We start from the raw sequence: 17,124 nt of genomic DNA, 5'->3' as shown, positions 1-17,124 counted from the left end.
CGATTGCTGCGATAGTAGTTTCTGCGTCCAGAATGATCTCTAGTTAAAGATTTAGAGTTTGAGCCAATTAGGAGCTTAATCCCAAACATAATAATCACTACTGCTATGAAGATTTTTGCCAATGGCATATGAATATTGAACGTTTTCAATATCAATGATGCGCCCCAGAGCACCAAAAGAATTCCCCAGAAGATGTTCCCAAAGAAGAAATTCATTCTCATTTCCTCCTCCATGTTTAGATTTGTAGTCCTTGCTCGTATGTTTTCCGTAAATCAGCTATACAAACTGAAATATTGTTGTCTAATTCGAAAATTTGGGGTTCGGTTACAGTACCCAGATATGTACACAGTGTGTGATGAGTCTTGGCAATTTCTATGATACTATCCTCACAATTTGGTTTTGCAGAGATTATTATATTCCCACCAGATTCGCCAAAATAAGCAGTAATAAAATCTTGATTTTGAGGCATAGAAGCTTTTAATCCAAAGCATTTTTTGGGGTTGAAGCACGATTCTGCTAATGCAACTGCAATTCCGCCATCACTAACATCGTGAGCGCTATTTACCAGATCTTTGTCAATTAGTTCGATTATACAGTTTTGTAGATTTATTTCTTCTTCTAAATCAATTCTCGCTATCTTACCAGTAATGCGATTATGGATAACTTTCAGATACTGGCTTCCGCCTAAGCGCTGATTCATCTTTCCTAAAAGAAATACTTTATCATCTGCTTGCTTAAAATGCTGGGAGCAAGCTTTGTGAAAATCCTGCATTAATCCCAACATCCCGATAACGGGAGTGGGGAAGATGGCTCCAACGGGGTTTTCATTGTAAAAACTAACATTGCCACCCGTTACAGGGGTATTGAAGGCAAGGCAAGCATCTTTCATGCCCCTGATGCATTCTTCAAAACAGTAATAAACCTCTGGTTTATGTGGATTCCCAAAGTTTAAGCAATTTGTAATCGCAATAGGTTTTGCGCCACTACAGGCAACGTTTCGGGCAGCTTCAGCAACTGCTGCTTTTGTTCCTTCATATGGATCTAAGTAACAAAAACGACCATTACAGTCAGTTGCGACGGCAATAGCTTTAGCAGTATTTCTTATCCTAATTACTGCAGCGTCACTTCCCGGCTCTATAGTAGTAGCAATGCCTATCATGTGATCGAATTGAGTATAAATATTATGCTTGGAAGCGATATTGGGGCTGCCCATCAATTTGAAAAGGATATCGTTTGCACTACATGAGGTAGATAGAGAGTCTATCCTCTCATTTTGGACTAGATCTAGATATTTAGGACGGCAAGACTCTCTTTTATATACCGGAGCTTTCCCCCCAAGAATCAGATACTCCGCAGGTATTTCAGCTTCAATAACATCGTTGTTTCTAACCCGTAACAGTTTGTCGTTGGTTACTGTGCCTATTTGAACCGCATCCAAATCCCATTTATCGAATATTGCTAGGACTTTATCGATATTATGTGGTTCAACTATAACCAACATACGTTCCTGAGATTCCGAAAGCATTATTTCATACGTATTCATTCCGCTTTCTCGTTGAGGAACCTTACTTACGTCTATATCTATGCCAACCTTACCTTTACCCGCCATTTCACTACAAGAACAGGTCAAACCCGCAGCACCCATATCCTGGATTGCAACAACTAAACCAGATTTAATTATCTCTAAAGTAGCTTCTAAAAGCATCTTCTCGTAGAATGGGTCTCCAACTTGTACTGCTGTACGTTTTTCTTCGGATTTCTCCGAGAGCTCTAGTGAAGCAAAGGTAGCTCCATGGATGCCGTCTCTTCCAGTTTTTGCGCCTACAATAATAACGGCATTCCCAGGCCCTGATGCCGCAGACTTTGCCAGGTTTTTATGCTCTAAAAGACCAATCGCCATAGCATTTACTAAGGGATTACCTTCATAACTATCCTCAAAATATATTTCACCTCCCACTGTAGGTACTCCAAAGCAGTTTCCATAATCGGCAATACCCTTTACTACTTCAGAAAGTAAGTGCTTGATAATGGGATTATCAGGATTGCCAAATCGCAGAGAGTCAAAAGTTGCAATGGGTCGGGCTCCCATCGTGAAGATATCCCTTAATATGCCGCCAACTCCTGTGGCTGCCCCATGGTAAGGCTCTAATGCTGAGGGGTGGTTATGGCTTTCTATTTTGAAACTGATGGCAAGATTATCACCAATATCTACAACTCCGGCATTCTCTTCTCCGGCTTTAGCTAGCAACATCTCACCTTCTTTAGGTAGTTTTTTAAGCTGCAATATGGAATTCTTATAACTGGCATGTTCACTCCACATCACGCTGAAAATACCTAACTCTACGAGATTTGGTTCTCTAGCTAGTATGTGAACTATATTATCGTATTCTTCCTTAGATATGCCATGTTCTATAATAATATGAGGTTCTATTATACTCATTGCTTATCCTTAAAAAGCATGATATCGTTGTTTATGATTCTCTCTAAAAGTATGTGTAAGCGTTCTTCAATAATATTTTGAGTATTGCGATAAAAATCCAGTTCACTACCATAAGGATCTGTAATATCACCTTCAAAACCTGTTATTTCGTTTAGTGTAAGTATCTTATGTGCTGCATCGGGATATGTTTGGCGCAAAAAATCTCTTTGCCTTTCCTCCATTGTAAGAATCAACCATGAATTACTCACCATGGAGGGGCTAATTTTTTTTGAGACGTGCTCTTGAGCGTCTAAAATACCTCTTTCCATAAGAAGTTGCATGGATGAAAGAGATATCATGTGCCCCCCGTCTAAAAGCCCACTACTATCTGTATTCAGTTTAAGGTTATGCTCTTTGATCATTTTGGCAAAGAGCTTTTCCGCTATAGGACTGCGGCATATATTGGCAGTACAAACAAACATAACCAAAGGCAAAGAAAAAGATTTTTTGATCTGGTAAAAAGGGATTGAACCTTCTCTGATGCATTTGATATCCTCTATTTCTCCCTCACTTTTTGATACATATTCTATAAGAGTGGAGGGAGAATGTTCACCAATAGCAGTATCAGGGGGGATAAATGCAATATCGAACCAAGAGCCAAACACTTTCTCCAAACGATGTAAATCATTTTCTGCTGGAAGATTTGAGTAGTTCACACTAGTAGAAACAATAGGCTCGCCTAGAAGACTAATTATATAGCGTAGCATAGGATCTGAAGGAACTCGAAAAGCTACTTTTTGATTATATGCCACATGTTCATAACTTGGATTATCTACTGTAAATGCAATGCTCAAATTTCCTGGATAATACTGTTGCATAAGTGAGTAGATGCGTTCGGGTACATTGATGTTCGCAGATATCCAAGCTATATCCGGAACAAGAACGATCATGCCAGATTTGCTGCGTTGTTTGAGCTCATGAATACGATTGATTGTGTTGTGCGCAGATAAGCGGCACCCAATTCCCCACATATTGCCTGTATAATGCAAAATAGTTGATTCAGTAAGAGGATCTTTTTGCAGTAATCTTTGAATTTTCTTCTCTGAAGGATTCTTCACTTTGAGCATCATTTATTCCCTTATCAACATGCGTAAGATGAAAACGAATTATTCTGGCATAGAAATTGCCGTTTATTCAAAATATGGCACCGGGTTTATGGCTCTGCCATCTTTGCGTAGTTCAAAATGTAAAGCAGGCTCCAACGCTGATCCCGTAGCGCCGCTACGTGCGATAACGGTACCTCGAGTTACTGTGTCTCCACGATCTACTAATAGATCGCTGTTGTAACCATAAAGGCTAAAGAATCCATTCTTATGATCAATAATTATTAGTTTCCCCTGACCCCCGTAACGGTCTGAGAATATTACCTCTCCATCATCAACTGCGTGCACATTTGTACCTTCGTGAACGGCAATATCTATACCATTACTAACAACGCTGGTATTGTATGAACGAGTCTCTTGACCAAAACTACGGATAATATTACCCTTAACTGGCCAGGCAATTTTGATTTGGGTGAATTCGTAACTTGGCAGACTGCGCCCACTTTCTTCTAGCAATTGGCTTATCAGGGTTTCAAGTGCTGCGGCATCGCGTTTTAGTTTAGCTATGTTATTTTGTAGCTCCTGCTCTTGCTTACTTAGCTTTTTCTGCTGATTAGTAAGAGCACTAATCTGTTTATTGTATCTTTTATTTTTCTGACTTTCAGTTCTTAAGCTACGGTTTATTTTGGATGCTTCAGCGTTGTGTAAATCTTGAGCATGCACCAATGAAGCTTTATAACCGTTAAGAATATCAAAATCCCTTTTTTGATGTAGAATCAAGCTTTGCAAGTAACGTTGATCTCGATGCGAAATTTGTTGTGCTGAAAAGCTGCGATCAACCCGCAAGAGCATGTTCATTTCTGCATTTTGAGCATATTGGAGATTGCTTAGGCGATCATTGGCATTAGCTAATCTGCGCTCAACTTCGCTTAAAGAATCGCGCACAACTAATACTGCAGAACGGTATTTATTCACATTTTGATCGGAAAGATGCTTTAGAGAGGCTGTACGTTGAATCTCAGATTCGGTCTGCTTCCTTTTTTCTGCTGTTTGCTTGGCCTTTTGTTCAGTTGTTTCAAGTTGAGATTGTATACGCTGCAATTCTCGCATTTTATCGTCAAGATTGTCGGCAAGCAAGTTGACGAACAAAAGCATTATTAGCATTAAAAACAGCGCTTTATACATAAGTTTCTCCAGAAGACACAGTTAAGCGCAATATTTTGAGCAAGCATAATGGTGTCAACAAGAATTTACGCTCATATCATGAGATTCTGCAGTAAAAGTATAAAGAGTCACCGAAATTGAAAATCGGAGGAATGTGGTTTTTTAAGTTCTCTTTTCTATCCATTTAGGTCACCAATATTGCACCCCCACTACTTTCTCTATTCGTTTGCTCTATTTCTGCTCATTATCTCCTCATGAGATGAGGACATCATGAGGGAAAGATAAGCGAAGTGCGAAGGATTGCAATGGCTTAGCTCCATAGAATCGTTAGTACTCACTGCACTTGTTCTCAATAATAGATTTAAAGACAATTAATTAAGCGAGAACTTTGCACATCCATATATAGCAGTTTATTTATGCACGAGATGTCGGTTTGGTAAGCTTATTTTGATAGTAGCTATGCCTACGAACCACCTTTGTAGCATGAGGCTCCGCTTCATACCCCGATTATTCAAAGGTCTATTATATTGGTTCTGTCTTGACAAAAATGGGCATAAAAAAACGATAGTATGCAAAATCAGTAAATATTGAGGCGATAATGACAGATAATCTCGAGGTTTGTTCCTATTTAACACCCGAACGTGTTCTTTGTTTGGATTCAAGCAGTAAACAAGATATTTTGTCTAAAATGGCAGATCTGATTGGGCAAGATCCCAGCGTGAAAGATGCCGCTACCATGAAGAAAGCGATATTTATGCGTGAAAAGACCATGAGTACTGGAATTGGGGAAGGTGTTGCAATTCCACATGCTCGTACAACAGCAGTTGAAGACTTTGTAATTGCATTTGCAAAGATTAACGAAGGCATAGAATTTGATGCTGTGGACGGTAAACCTGTTTACTTAATATTTATGATAGTGGCAAACAACAACCAGGACAAGAAATATGTTAAATTACTATCGCGGTTGATGTTGAGGATGAGAAAGCATCAACTAGTTGAAAAATTGATGCAGGCAACAAACCCCAAGGAAATCTATGAGATATTGGTGGAAAGTAAATAATGCAAGATGTTTATCTACTCTCCTTTATGGGAATATGCTTGTTGTTTTCATTAATAAGCGGGAGAGGAGCTAACTATATAAAGGTTCCTGTAATTATTGGATACATAATTACCGGAGCTATTTTTGGTCCAGCAATAATTGCTTATGTGAACTTGAATCAAGTAGAGAGTCTTAGCTTTATCAATCTCATAACATTGGCGTTAATTGGATTTAATATTGGTTCGGAATTACGGTTTAAAGAGTTGCGGCAGATGGGCAAAAAGATCATTATTATTGTGGTACTGGAAGCGAGTGTTGCATTTGTAGTGGTAGCAACTGCCACGGCAATTGCCCTTAAGAGCATTCCCATGGGAATTATCTATGGGGCTTTGGCTTGTGCTACTGCACCAGCAGGGACGATAGACGTAATTCGTCAGTATCACGCCAAGGGAGAGCTTACTTCTACGCTATTTGCAGTAATGGGTTTAGATGACATATTCGCTCTTATTCTTTATTCACTGGGGATTCCTTTAGCTGGAATTATGTTAGGTGCTCAAAACCTGAGTGTTTCACATGCAGTGATTGGAGCCATTGGGGATATTCTGCTCGAGATTATTTTGGGGGCAGCAATAGGTTATCTTCTGGTTAAATTTGCTCGTTATATACACGAACAATCTCTATTCCTTATTTATTCTTTGGGTTCATTGTTTATTATGTGTTCTCTAGCAGAATTTTTGGGTATTTCCCCAATATTACTTACAATGAGTGCAGCCATTATAATGACAAATAACAACGGAATTATCACCAAAAAATTTACTCATTCTCTAACTCAATGGTCTCCTCCGGTGTATTTAATGTTTTTTGTTTTGTTGGGCTCACGTCTAGATTTCGGTGAAATAGCCTCTTATTCCATGTTGATAATTGCATATATCATCTTTCGTAGCATTGGGAAGTTTGGCGGAGCCTGGTGGGGAGCAAAAATAACGAAATCTGAATCTAAGATTCGTAAGTATCTGGGTTATACCTTACTCTCTCAAGCTGGAGTGGCTATTGGCTTAAGTTTGGGAGCAGCAAGTATTCTTTCTGAATTAGGATTAGAAGCAGAGGCTACCCAAGTACTAAGCGTAATGACTGCGTCCACTTTCTTAATAATGTTAATTGGTCCCGTATTGGTTAAATACGGGCTTGGCAAAGCCGGAGAGCTGAGAGTTAAAGAATGATTTTAGGAGATACGCGATGTACATGATTTTACATTTGTATAACGATAAATATTTAGATGATGTAATTCTGGCTCTATCAGAAGCAGGAATTGAGGATACAATTGTGTTAAGTGGTGAAACACTTGGGCAAAAAATGCTTTATGATATTCCTCTATTTGCGTCTTTTAAGGAATCTCCAGACATCCGTCAGGGATATGGAAGCGTGATAATGGGCGTTGCAGAAAAGAATGATATCGATTTTGCCATACAAGAATTGAAGGAATCTGGACTAGATCTTATCAATATGGGAATGGTAAAGGTATTCTTGGTACCAATAACATGTATAGTAGAATAACTAGATAAGCAATTTAAAGAATTAATCAATGATGATCTCTACTAATAATAAGACTTGGGCATTTAATTGTAGCAATAGATCTTGTTAAAGCAGAAAAAGATTGACTGCTTTGGGAATCTTACAATAATTGATTTGATAATGATAATACGTTGTGTTTTAATCACATCAAGAAGAATATTCATGGGAGATAATATGCGTCGATTACTGATTGCTGCAATATTGATAAGCCTGCTGATAGGTGCTTGTGGAAAAACTCTGACAACCGGTAAAACCAGAGTAACATTTTGGCACGGACTAAGCGGACCCTTAGGTGATACACTAAATGAAATGATCATGGAATTTAATCGTAATCATGACGATATAGAAGTAGTGGCAAACCCTATCAGTAGTTATACCGCATTATCTCAAAAACTAATGGCATCAATCCAGGCAAAAAAGCAACCGGACATAGCTCAGGTTTTCGAAAGTTGGGCATCTAAATATATAGAATCTGGAGTATTAGCATCACTAGATGAGTTGATTGCCGAAGATGAAGATTTTGATGAAGAGGATCTGAAAGATGTATATCCGGTATTTAGAAACTCCAATACATTTAATGACACATTATATTCATTCCCTTTCAATAAAAGCGTAAGAGCATATTTTTACAATAAAGATGAGTTTTACCGGGCTGGATTAGATCCAGAGAGCTTCCCCCAAACATGGCAGGAGTTTAAGGATTATGCAAAATTACTTACCAGAGACACTGATAATGATGGTGAAATAGATAAATATGGTACAAATTTCAATGTAAACGAATGGCAATTTGTGAATCTATTACATCAAGCAGGAGGTACCTTAATAGACGAAAAGGGGAATCCTGCACTAAATAGTCCGCAGGGTGTAGAAGCACTTACATACATAACCGATATGATGTACAAAGATCAAACTGTATATTTGGTGCGTGAATATGAAGGTCAGAATGACTTCTTGGCTGGAATTGTTGCTATGTATGAAGGATCCAGTGTTTCAATTACTCATATGCGACAACAACCCATCAACTTTAATATCGGTTATGCGCCATTACCAAGTTACCGTACTAATCAGAGCGCAGTATCTGGAGCAAATATTGTAATATTCAAATCTGGAGATAGGAAACGAGAACGAGCAGCATGGGAATTCATTAAATGGTTTACCGATACTGAACAGACAGCTCGCTGGAGCATTGCTACAAGCTATATGCCGGTGCGAAGAAGCGCAATGAGAAGCGATACGATCGTAGATTTTTTAGAAAAATATCCACAATATCAAGGTATTTACGAGCAGCTTGAAACAGCGGTATATGAACCCCAAACTGCTGCCTGGTTTAAAGCCAGACCCGAGCTTAAAAGCTACCTGGAAAGAGCGATGCGCAATCAAAGCACACCCAAAGAAGCTTTAGACGGTGCAGCGCATAAATTTGCCGAGTTAATTGCCGAAGAAGCACGGTGATCATTTTTTAACTTGACAAAGAACGGGAATTATTAGTTTTGAGAAAAATATGTGCCGAAGTGGTGAAATTGGTAGACGCAGTGGACTCAAAATCCACCGGGCTTCTTGCCCATGCCGGTTCGATTCCGGCCTTCGGCACCATACTTTGCAAGGAGTATCATTGTTCATTTGTTAAGCGGCTAAATTCTATGAAAGTTATGACAATTCGCATCACAGAAATTTTTATTGAATTATATTGTTTGTGTGCGAATATTGTCCCAAGATACACGGGGATATATATGCGCCCTGCTGAAACCATAAATCAAGCCTGAAACCTGTGGAGGTATAGATGTCATTAAGACGCATCACCTTAAGCCTTATCCTTGTAATTGTTTTTGCAGTACCCTTAACTGCAATATCTCAAGGTTCCCTACTCTTTCTCACCTTTGAACCCGGTGGTCGCGCAAATGGAATGGGCAGAGCATACACAGCTGTAGCCGACGACGCATTTGCCATGTGGTGGAATCCGGGAGCAACTGCATTTAATCGCGAAGGACAACTTGCCCTGAACCATATACCATGGCTACAAGGCTCTGGATTGAACGATATGTTCTATGAATACTTAGGCTGGAACCAGTATTTTGAGGGAATCGGAAATTTAAATGCTCATATAGTGCTACTGGATGCAGGAACACAAGAACATACTGATTCAAACCAAGTTTATTTGGGAACTTTTCATCCCTTCGATATAGCCGGAGCTGTTGGCTATTCTTATGAAATGATACCAGAGATACTAGGTGTTGGGGCAAATTTTAAGCTTATCTATAGCTATCTTGCGCCCGGAACTGGATCAACCGAGAAAGAAGGAAAAGCTTTTAGTTTTGGCTTCGACTTGGGAGCAAAATACCGCAATGCAGCCAATATCAATGGATTAGATTTAGCGCTTGTATTACAAAATCTTGGTCCGGATGTTACTTTTGTAGATCAAGATCAAGCAGACCCATCACCAATGACTGTGAGAGCTGGTGCCGCATATAGAGTGCTTGATAATCCCATGAGCCGGTTTACGATATCTGCCGAAGCAAGTAAGATGTTGGCAAATGAAGATCCCCTGTTTAAAAGATTCGTAACTGGCTGGGAGCATATAGATGAAACCATTTATTCTGCTGGTGCTGAATACTTATATCTGGATCTCATCGCCTTGAGGGGAGGATATTTTGCTGATACTGCCGGTAAAATTACAGGACCTAGTTTTGGTGTAGGACTTCAATATACATTCGACCAAAAGTATAAACTGACTGCTGATTTCTCGATGGTTCCCGGTGGAGAACTAACCGATTTTAATAAAGTATTCTCTCTGGGTGTTGAATACTAATTCTATACAGTTTAAACAGTAGAAGCAGATCGCTATGGTCTGCTTCTGCAAGTTTCTAAAAATGAATCATTAAACAAGGAAATCATGAAAAGAATAAGCCTCTCTGGGCTGATTGTTGTGTTGGCAATGATTATGATACCCGCAACATATTGCTCTCAGCTTTTTGCCCAAAAAATGAACTTACACCCTTACCCCAAAACAAACAAGCCTAAGATTCATCCTTATGCCTCGCTATTAAGGCAAGAGAGTACTTTTGAACATGCTCAAAAAAATAAGGGCGACTATCGAAAACTATTGGTGATATTGGTAGATTTTCAAGAAGATGAAGATCCCTTGAGTACTGGAAATGGAAAGTTTCAACTTGAAGAAGATGCTGACTACCTATTCTCCATTGGCAAGCCTCCCCATGACCGTGAGTACTTTGAAGCAAACCTAGAAGCTATGCGCCATTACTATAGTTCTGCTTCAGCGGGATATTACGATCTTATTTATGATGTTTGGCCAAAGGATAAGGCTGCATACACACTTTCACAACCGATGTCCTATTACAACCCCCCTAATGCAAATTCTGAGCTTTTTGTTAGCAAGATGGAAGAGTATTTTAAGGAGGCATTTGAAACCGCTGATAATGATGATCCCCAAATTGAATTTGGACAATATGCTCATTATATGATTATTCATGCTGGTTCAGATTGGCAACACGATTATGCCGGAGACAGTCCCGTAGATATTCCCTCGTTTTTTATCCGAGTAGGAGATGGTAAGCAAGCCGAGGTTGACAATGGAGATCACGAGATATTTCATGCTTGTAATGTGCCTGCTACGATATCTCAAGATTTTGATTTCATAGAAGAGGGTGGCAAAATTACTCATACAGGTTATGGTGCATTAAATGCGGTACTATTTCATGAATTTGGACATTCATTGGGGCTAGTAGACTTATACAATGTTTATAGTTTCTCACCAATGGTTGGTATGTTCGACATTATGGATAGTGGCGGATCTGGTATTTCAAAATTCGATTTGGGCAATGAAAATGACGATTATGTTTTAGTGGAAGGAGCCCTACCCACATTACCAGGTGCATTTAGTCGGTCTTTACTTTTTGAAGATATTTTTCGGAGTAATGGTTTATACAAGGACATTAGCGAATATGAAGCTTTAAGCACGATAGAGATAGCAAGTAGTAGTATGATTCAGGATGAATATGTTAAGCCAAATATTATTCGCTATCAGATTAGCCCAGATGAGTACTATTTGATAGAAAACCGCAATTTGGATCCTGATGGTGATGGCTTCACATCTGTTTATGCAACTTTAAACGGAAGGGTTATTCTTCATCCGGTTGCCTTCGGCGACCCAACAAATAAACCAACTTATGAGTACGACTATCTTTTGCCATCGTTTTTGGACGGAGACCTTAATGTAAAAGGAGGTGGACTGCTGGTATGGTATGTGAATGAAAAAGTTCTTTACCAAGAAGGTAGTGTTCTCGACGATGGATCATTTTGGTCTAATTTTGAAAACAACACTGTAAACACTAGTTTTAATAGACCTGGTGTAATGGTGTTAGAGGCAGATGGCATTCGGGATTTGGGAGAGTATTATTCTCAATACTGGACTGGTACACCCTATGAGTATTTTCATGCTAGAAAGCCATCATTTGGTGATTATGGAGTGTTTATAGAATGGAGCGATGAAGAATGGCGTCCACGTCTTAGTGCACAATCTGAGCCAGCTTTAGTAAATGAAGCTGGATTAGGAGGCCAATTCTTCTTTGATAATATAAGTGATCCTGCCCCGATTATGACCTGTACTTTAGAAAGTTCATTGTGGGATACCACAAAAAGTATTTTTGTAGAATCCAGCCCCTTGGCTGCCCAGCCTATATCGACTGATTTCTGTGAATTATCTATGCCATTTTTTGGTAGCGGTGGACTTAGACTCTTTTGTGATCTTGGTGGAGAATGGATAGAGATGATAGAGCCCGTCCAGATTGAAGAATGGGATTTTGATTTTCCGGCAATTAGTATCGAAAACAGCATTACTGGTGATAAGGAAATTGTGGGTGTAAAGGATAACACATTGAGATTTATGCTGGTCAGCACGATTGGTGTAGCGGAAAACGCAATAGAGTTTTCGGGAACACTTGCGCAACCAATTGAAATAGATAACAATCTTTATACTCATGTTGGCGATACAATATTTAGAGTATCAGACTACATTATCGCAGATAGTACTTCAGTAGAAGACCTCAAAAATATTACGGGGTTTAGTGGCACCATTATTGCTCTTTCTGAAAGAAACTTCCATCTTCTGGATGCACAACAACTATCGTTAATTGATGCGATTGAATTGCCTGAGATATTTGGAGAGTACGAACCTATTGTTTGCAAATCCGACAAAGCAGTAGAAGTATTCTTAACTGCCAACAGCGGAAATATCTATCGCTATACTTATGCCCTAGATAGAATGGATACAACTAATCTGAACCTAATATTTAGGAATCCGAGCTCATATTTACCTTCTCAGCCTGCTCTTCTGGCAGATTCCAGCAAAGACCTAAGGCTTTTTTTCGGTTTAGGCAACAATGCATACCTCATTAACTACAATGGATATCTAAATCAGGGCTTTCCACGCTGTTTAGATAGGATTACTATAAGCCCCAATGGGAACTCAAAGGTTGTTAGATTTGAAGATGAGACAATTCTGTATCTTCAAGTAAATAGTCAAGGATACGTAGCCATCTCCGATAGGGGAGAGCTTCGTCCTGAATTTTCGATGTTGGTACCATATCATAGCGAGATTGAGCATCCGGCTTGGACGGATATTTTATATTATGATGCAGTAAATAGCAGATTATTGTGGTACTATACAATAGCGAATCCGGGAAAAAACATTGGCTACATTCACTCAATAGACGGATTAGATGAAAACCCAATATTGTGGAATGGGTATCAAAACTCGGGTTCTGGTGTGGTTTTTGGAAGTATTCAAGCAGAGCCTGGCACTACCCATGAGGCATTTAATGCTTTTGTTTTTCCCAGTCCAGTTAGTAAAGAGTATTACCACTTGCGTGTGGAAAATGCGCCAGCAGACATAGAGATAAATATTTATGATATTTCAGGATTGAAAGTTCAATCCCATAAACTACAGCATGAGCCGAGATTGGATTTAGAGCTAAGTTCAAAAAAGCTCAGCTCGGGAGTATATCTGGTTAATGTAACTAGTGGAAATAAAATAAAAAGCTTTAAATTTGCCGTGGAGAAATAGGAAGTATCTTATGCGTAAAATAATAATATGCTTAATGCTAATGACTATAGTAAGCAGTGTTTTTGCCCAAAATGCCGAAGATTGGCTTTGGGAGAATGAAACACCTAAAGAAGAAGAGCTTAAAGCAGATTTTATTCAAGTTAATTACGAAAAAAAGAATGCTCGAACCGCAATGGTAATGTCGATGTTATTCCCCGGCGCTGGACAATTTTACGCAGATCGTAGCGCTTTTACCACATATCTGTTTCCAGTCTTAGAGGCTGGCATGATTGCGGGAATTGTATACTTTAATAAGCGTGGCGATGATAAAACTAAGGATTACGAATACTATGCAAATGGTGAACTTATCGATTATACTCTCCCAAACGGTGAAGTGATTCAAAATACTTTCCGATACAGCAGAGAAAGGCAAGAAAGAGTAGAAACCTTACTATTGAATTTAAACTCGGCAGATATCTACGAACAATCATACTTTAGATTGGATGATAACAACACTCAACACTTCTATGAAGATATTGGCAAATACGCTCATTATGTATTTGGATGGGCAGATTGGTATTATACTTTTGCTACTGACGAAAGTGGTAGTTTTCAAGGTCCGAATTGGAGTCCCTCTGGTTACGATACTGATCCCCCCAATCCTAATTGGACATGGTCTGGCAACTATCCATTATACGATGTTCCCGAACGAGATTTATACATGGATCATGAAGTTAGAAATGATAGTCATGATTTCAGTATTATGCGCAGAAAGTACATTGAGATGCGTAATGAAGCAAAAAGCGATTATGCAATTTCGCGAGCATTCACTTTTGGCTTAGCGTTTAATCATATTGCTGCCGGTCTGGATGCCATACGCCTGACAAGAAAAGTGAATCGGGGAGCTATAACCGATAGGGGAATAAGAATGCAATATTACACTCGTTTAAGAAACGATAAATTAACCCCAACACTTTCTTTTAACTGGAAGTTTTAATGAAACACAGATTTGTTCTAGTCTTAATGCTCTACCTGTTTGGTGGTGCTCTTTTTGCCCAATCTCGCTTTGCATACATTGGTATGAGTGCTTTAGTTCCCGGAAGCGGAGAGATTGCCATGGGAAAAACTAATCGTGGATTATTTTTACTTTCTTCAGAAATTATAGCGGCATACAGTTTTTTTAAAACAGATCAGGATATGAATTTGCAAAAAGACAGGTATAAACGTTATGCTAATGAATACGCCGGTGTACCCTTAGATTCTCCACAGGGTCATTACCAATATGTACAGGAATACATCAGCAGCGATGATTACAATGAATATATTGAAATGGTAGTTAGAAACTATTACCTAATCTCTAACTACGATCCAGTGAGTTATGCCGAAACTATAGCCGCAGAGAGCTTTAGTGGAGATGAACAGTGGGAGTGGCAAAGTATTGAACACTGGCAAACCTATAATAGCATGCGGCGTAAGCATCAAAAAATGAAGATTAATCACAATCTTGCCTTGGGCATAATGCTGTTAAATCGTGCTATTAGCATTGTAGATACTGCGTTACTAAGCAGAAACATGAATATTTACGCTGGACTAAGTGGCTATGATGGAGTATCGCTAAACTGTGAATTGAGGTTTTGATGAAGAATCTGAAATACTTACTCATCATTTTAATGTGCGCAGCCTCAGTTGCATCGCTGAATGCTCAAAAAAAAGACTTCCTAATGTCTCTGTTAATTCCCGGATACACACAAGTGAAAAATGGCAGAACTTATGGTTATGCGCTTGTTGCAGCTGAAGCACTTGTTATTGGCAGTCAGTTATATCTAAAAAGTGAAGCAAATCTGCTTAAAGAAGAATCCTATGTTTATGCAGTGAAATATGCTCATATAAATCCTGGTGACTACGATCAGGAGTTTCTAAAAAATTTGGGCAAGTATAATAGTAGCGGTTATGACGCTTTGGGCTATAATGCAGCTGTAAGAGCAGAGGCTATGCGATTGTATTCTGCCGATCCAATTCAACAACAGCAGTATATAGACGATCATGCCTATCTGGATGATAAGTATTTTAGCTGGGAAACCGAATCAGATAGATCTCAGTATAATCAAATGCGGAATAAAGCACAAGATTTTGAATCTTTTGCTAAGCTAGCCTTGGGAGTAACAATCCTTAATCACCTTATTAGTGGGATCGATGTTTTAAGGTATAATGCTCAAGAACGTAGGGCGAATTTCAGTGTAGATGTTCGGCACAACGTACCCCAAGTGAAGCTTTCGGTAAAATTCTGATGAAAAAACCTCGAATTCTCTTATGTGTATGTGGGGGCATAGCGGCATATAAGGCTATAGATCTTGCCAGTAAGCTTTATAAGATTGGCTACGATATCCGTACCGTCCTAACCGAAGCTGCCAACAAGTTTGTAAGTCCCGTAAATTTCTCTGCCATAACGCATGGCGAGGTTTATTCAACACTATGGTATGAAAATGATGCCATACCCCATATAAACTTGGCAGATTGGGCAGATTTGATAATTGTTGCCCCTGCAAGCGCAAATACTATAGCCAAAGCAGCCCATGGTATTGCGGACAATCTACTTAGTTCCATTATTCTTGCATACACCAAACCTATACTATGGGTACCTGCAATGAATGTGCACATGTATCAAAATCAGGCAACAATAGATAATATTGCATTACTACACAAGAGGGGACATTTTATAATTGAGCCAGATACCGGCTTATTAGCTTGTGCATACAGTGGGAAAGGCAAGTATCCTCCAAACGAAGAGCTTGTTTTTGCCATTCGCACCTATTTGCAATATGGTCGTGATCTTAAAGGGATCAAAGCATTGGTTAGTGCCGGGGCAACTAAAGAGGCTATTGACCCCATGCGCTTTATAAGTAATCGATCTTCTGGGAAAATGGGGTTATCTTTGGCTCGCGCACTTTGTTTAAGGGGAGCTGAGGTTACTTTAGTTTATGGTGCGATTAGCACAGAACTGCCATATTACTTAAATGATGCGATTGAGGCTATTTCTGTGGAAGAAATGCACAAAGAAATGATTGCGCATTTTCAACAATGTAACTGGGTGTTCATGTGTGCCGCTGTGTCAGATTACAAACCAGAATCTTACAGTAGCGAAAAAATTAAGAAAGGTAAAGATTTGTGTATAAAACTACGAAGCACAAAAGATATATTACAGGAACTTGGAGAAACTAAGGCCCCTGGCCAAAAACTGATAGGATTTGCCGCTGAAACTTCTGATATCGTTAAGAATGCAAAACTCAAACTGCAGAAAAAGAATTTGGACATTATCGTAGCAAATCATTTAAATAATGCCGGAAAAGATACTAACGAGATAACAGTACTTAGTTGTGATTCATCTTCCCAAACTGCTCAAGGCGATAAATTTGATCTTGCCCACAAGATTGTGGATATTACCAAAAAATCATGAATACGATTCTTATTAGCGGAGCAAATTCTCATATAGGCAGCTATCTTGCCCATATTTATGAGGCTGAAGGCAAAAAGCTTCTCCTTCTATACCATAAGCACAAACAGCGCATAAGTGATCTCAAATCTCCACAAATATCAGTGGATCTTAGAGATTATGAAGCTGTTTCAAGGTATCTTACAAATTATTTGGATAACATAGACGCAATGATTCACTGTGCTGCGGTTAGGAGTGAAGACCATCAGTTATTGGATGAAACAAAACCAGATATTTTTTATCGTGTTTTAGAAGATAATATCTATCCAGTATATAATT

At 39.0% G+C, this 17,124-nt stretch carries 15 protein-coding genes and 1 tRNA gene; 12 read left to right on the top strand and 4 right to left on the bottom strand.

The window, feature by feature from the left end:
- From LHW48_01315 to LHW48_01300, 4 genes are all read right to left on the bottom strand, one after another.
- The coding region (locus LHW48_01315) for a hypothetical protein (protein ID MCB5259102.1) at positions 1 to 215 on the bottom strand (215 nt) is incomplete at its 3' end.
- A 20-nt stretch (positions 216 to 235) separates the two neighbouring features.
- Entirely contained in the window at positions 236 to 2,440 is a 2,205-nt protein-coding gene (gene purL / locus LHW48_01310; protein MCB5259101.1) for a phosphoribosylformylglycinamidine synthase subunit PurL, read from the bottom strand.
- Positions 2,437 to 3,549, bottom strand: coding sequence for a Sua5/YciO/YrdC/YwlC family protein (locus LHW48_01305; GenBank protein ID MCB5259100.1), 1,113 nt, complete (start codon positions 3,547 to 3,549; stop codon positions 2,437 to 2,439). The genes purL and LHW48_01305 overlap by 4 nt, the downstream gene beginning before the upstream one ends.
- Before the next feature lie 60 nt (positions 3,550 to 3,609).
- Entirely contained in the window at positions 3,610 to 4,707 is a 1,098-nt protein-coding gene (locus tag LHW48_01300) for a peptidoglycan DD-metalloendopeptidase family protein (protein ID MCB5259099.1), read from the bottom strand.
- Positions 4,708 to 5,284: 577 nt separating this feature from the next.
- Between LHW48_01300 and LHW48_01295 the strand changes: the two genes are divergently transcribed.
- The 12 genes from LHW48_01295 to LHW48_01240 all read left to right on the top strand — a co-directional run.
- On the top strand, positions 5,285 to 5,746 hold the full coding sequence (locus LHW48_01295; protein MCB5259098.1) for a PTS sugar transporter subunit IIA: 462 nt from the start codon (positions 5,285 to 5,287) through the stop codon (positions 5,744 to 5,746).
- Entirely contained in the window at positions 5,746 to 6,945 is a 1,200-nt protein-coding gene (locus LHW48_01290; protein MCB5259097.1) for a cation:proton antiporter, read from the top strand. The genes LHW48_01295 and LHW48_01290 overlap by 1 nt, the downstream gene beginning before the upstream one ends.
- 16 nt (positions 6,946 to 6,961) lie before the next feature.
- Positions 6,962 to 7,279, top strand: a complete 318-nt coding sequence (locus LHW48_01285; GenBank protein MCB5259096.1) for a hypothetical protein — start codon at positions 6,962 to 6,964, stop codon at positions 7,277 to 7,279.
- A 192-nt stretch (positions 7,280 to 7,471) separates the two neighbouring features.
- Positions 7,472 to 8,749, top strand: coding sequence for an ABC transporter substrate-binding protein (locus LHW48_01280; protein MCB5259095.1), 1,278 nt, complete (start codon positions 7,472 to 7,474; stop codon positions 8,747 to 8,749).
- A gap of 53 nt (positions 8,750 to 8,802) precedes the next feature.
- A tRNA-Leu gene (locus LHW48_01275) sits at positions 8,803 to 8,890 on the top strand.
- A 187-nt stretch (positions 8,891 to 9,077) separates the two neighbouring features.
- Positions 9,078 to 10,103, top strand: coding sequence for a PorV/PorQ family protein (locus tag LHW48_01270; GenBank protein ID MCB5259094.1), 1,026 nt, complete (start codon positions 9,078 to 9,080; stop codon positions 10,101 to 10,103).
- Positions 10,104 to 10,187: 84 nt separating this feature from the next.
- Entirely contained in the window at positions 10,188 to 13,376 is a 3,189-nt protein-coding gene (locus LHW48_01265; protein ID MCB5259093.1) for a T9SS type A sorting domain-containing protein, read from the top strand.
- Positions 13,377 to 13,386: 10 nt separating this feature from the next.
- A complete protein-coding gene (locus LHW48_01260) occupies positions 13,387 to 14,352 on the top strand; it encodes a hypothetical protein (GenBank protein ID MCB5259092.1) in 966 nt (321 codons plus the stop codon).
- Positions 14,352 to 14,993, top strand: a complete 642-nt coding sequence (locus LHW48_01255) for a hypothetical protein (protein ID MCB5259091.1) — start codon at positions 14,352 to 14,354, stop codon at positions 14,991 to 14,993. Before LHW48_01260 ends, LHW48_01255 begins: the two co-directional genes overlap by 1 nt.
- Entirely contained in the window at positions 14,993 to 15,643 is a 651-nt protein-coding gene (locus tag LHW48_01250) for a hypothetical protein (protein ID MCB5259090.1), read from the top strand. Before LHW48_01255 ends, LHW48_01250 begins: the two co-directional genes overlap by 1 nt.
- Entirely contained in the window at positions 15,643 to 16,809 is a 1,167-nt protein-coding gene (gene coaBC, locus LHW48_01245) for a bifunctional phosphopantothenoylcysteine decarboxylase/phosphopantothenate--cysteine ligase CoaBC (protein ID MCB5259089.1), read from the top strand. The genes LHW48_01250 and coaBC overlap by 1 nt, the downstream gene beginning before the upstream one ends.
- A partial coding sequence (locus LHW48_01240; GenBank protein ID MCB5259088.1) for an NAD-dependent epimerase/dehydratase family protein occupies positions 16,806 to 17,124 on the top strand: 319 nt, incomplete at its 3' end. The genes coaBC and LHW48_01240, both read left to right, overlap by 4 nt.

It is taken from the genome of Candidatus Cloacimonadota bacterium (assembly GCA_020532355.1).
In the GTDB taxonomy this organism is placed as follows: Bacteria; Cloacimonadota; Cloacimonadia; order Cloacimonadales; family Cloacimonadaceae; genus UBA5456.
The sequence above is the reverse complement of the archived record's forward strand: the minus strand, read 5'-3'. Positions and strand labels throughout refer to the sequence as shown.

Bases quoted from the DNA above. Each gene is read 5' to 3' on its own strand.
- LHW48_01285 (MCB5259096.1), top strand. From the start codon at position 6,962: ATGTACATGATTTTACATTTGTATAACGATAAATATTTAGATGATGTA.
- coaBC (MCB5259089.1), top strand. From the start codon at position 15,643: ATGAAAAAACCTCGAATTCTCTTATGTGTATGTGGGGGCATAGCGGCA.
- purL (MCB5259101.1), bottom strand. From the start codon at position 2,440: ATGAGTATAATAGAACCTCATATTATTATAGAACATGGCATATCTAAG.
- LHW48_01265 (MCB5259093.1), top strand. From the start codon at position 10,188: ATGAAAAGAATAAGCCTCTCTGGGCTGATTGTTGTGTTGGCAATGATT.
- LHW48_01305 (MCB5259100.1), bottom strand. From the start codon at position 3,549: ATGATGCTCAAAGTGAAGAATCCTTCAGAGAAGAAAATTCAAAGATTA.
- LHW48_01300 (MCB5259099.1), bottom strand. From the start codon at position 4,707: ATGTATAAAGCGCTGTTTTTAATGCTAATAATGCTTTTGTTCGTCAAC.
- LHW48_01270 (MCB5259094.1), top strand. From the start codon at position 9,078: ATGTCATTAAGACGCATCACCTTAAGCCTTATCCTTGTAATTGTTTTT.
- LHW48_01255 (MCB5259091.1), top strand. From the start codon at position 14,352: ATGAAACACAGATTTGTTCTAGTCTTAATGCTCTACCTGTTTGGTGGT.
- LHW48_01280 (MCB5259095.1), top strand. From the start codon at position 7,472: ATGCGTCGATTACTGATTGCTGCAATATTGATAAGCCTGCTGATAGGT.
- LHW48_01290 (MCB5259097.1), top strand. From the start codon at position 5,746: ATGCAAGATGTTTATCTACTCTCCTTTATGGGAATATGCTTGTTGTTT.
- LHW48_01250 (MCB5259090.1), top strand. From the start codon at position 14,993: ATGAAGAATCTGAAATACTTACTCATCATTTTAATGTGCGCAGCCTCA.
- LHW48_01260 (MCB5259092.1), top strand. From the start codon at position 13,387: ATGCGTAAAATAATAATATGCTTAATGCTAATGACTATAGTAAGCAGT.
- LHW48_01295 (MCB5259098.1), top strand. From the start codon at position 5,285: ATGACAGATAATCTCGAGGTTTGTTCCTATTTAACACCCGAACGTGTT.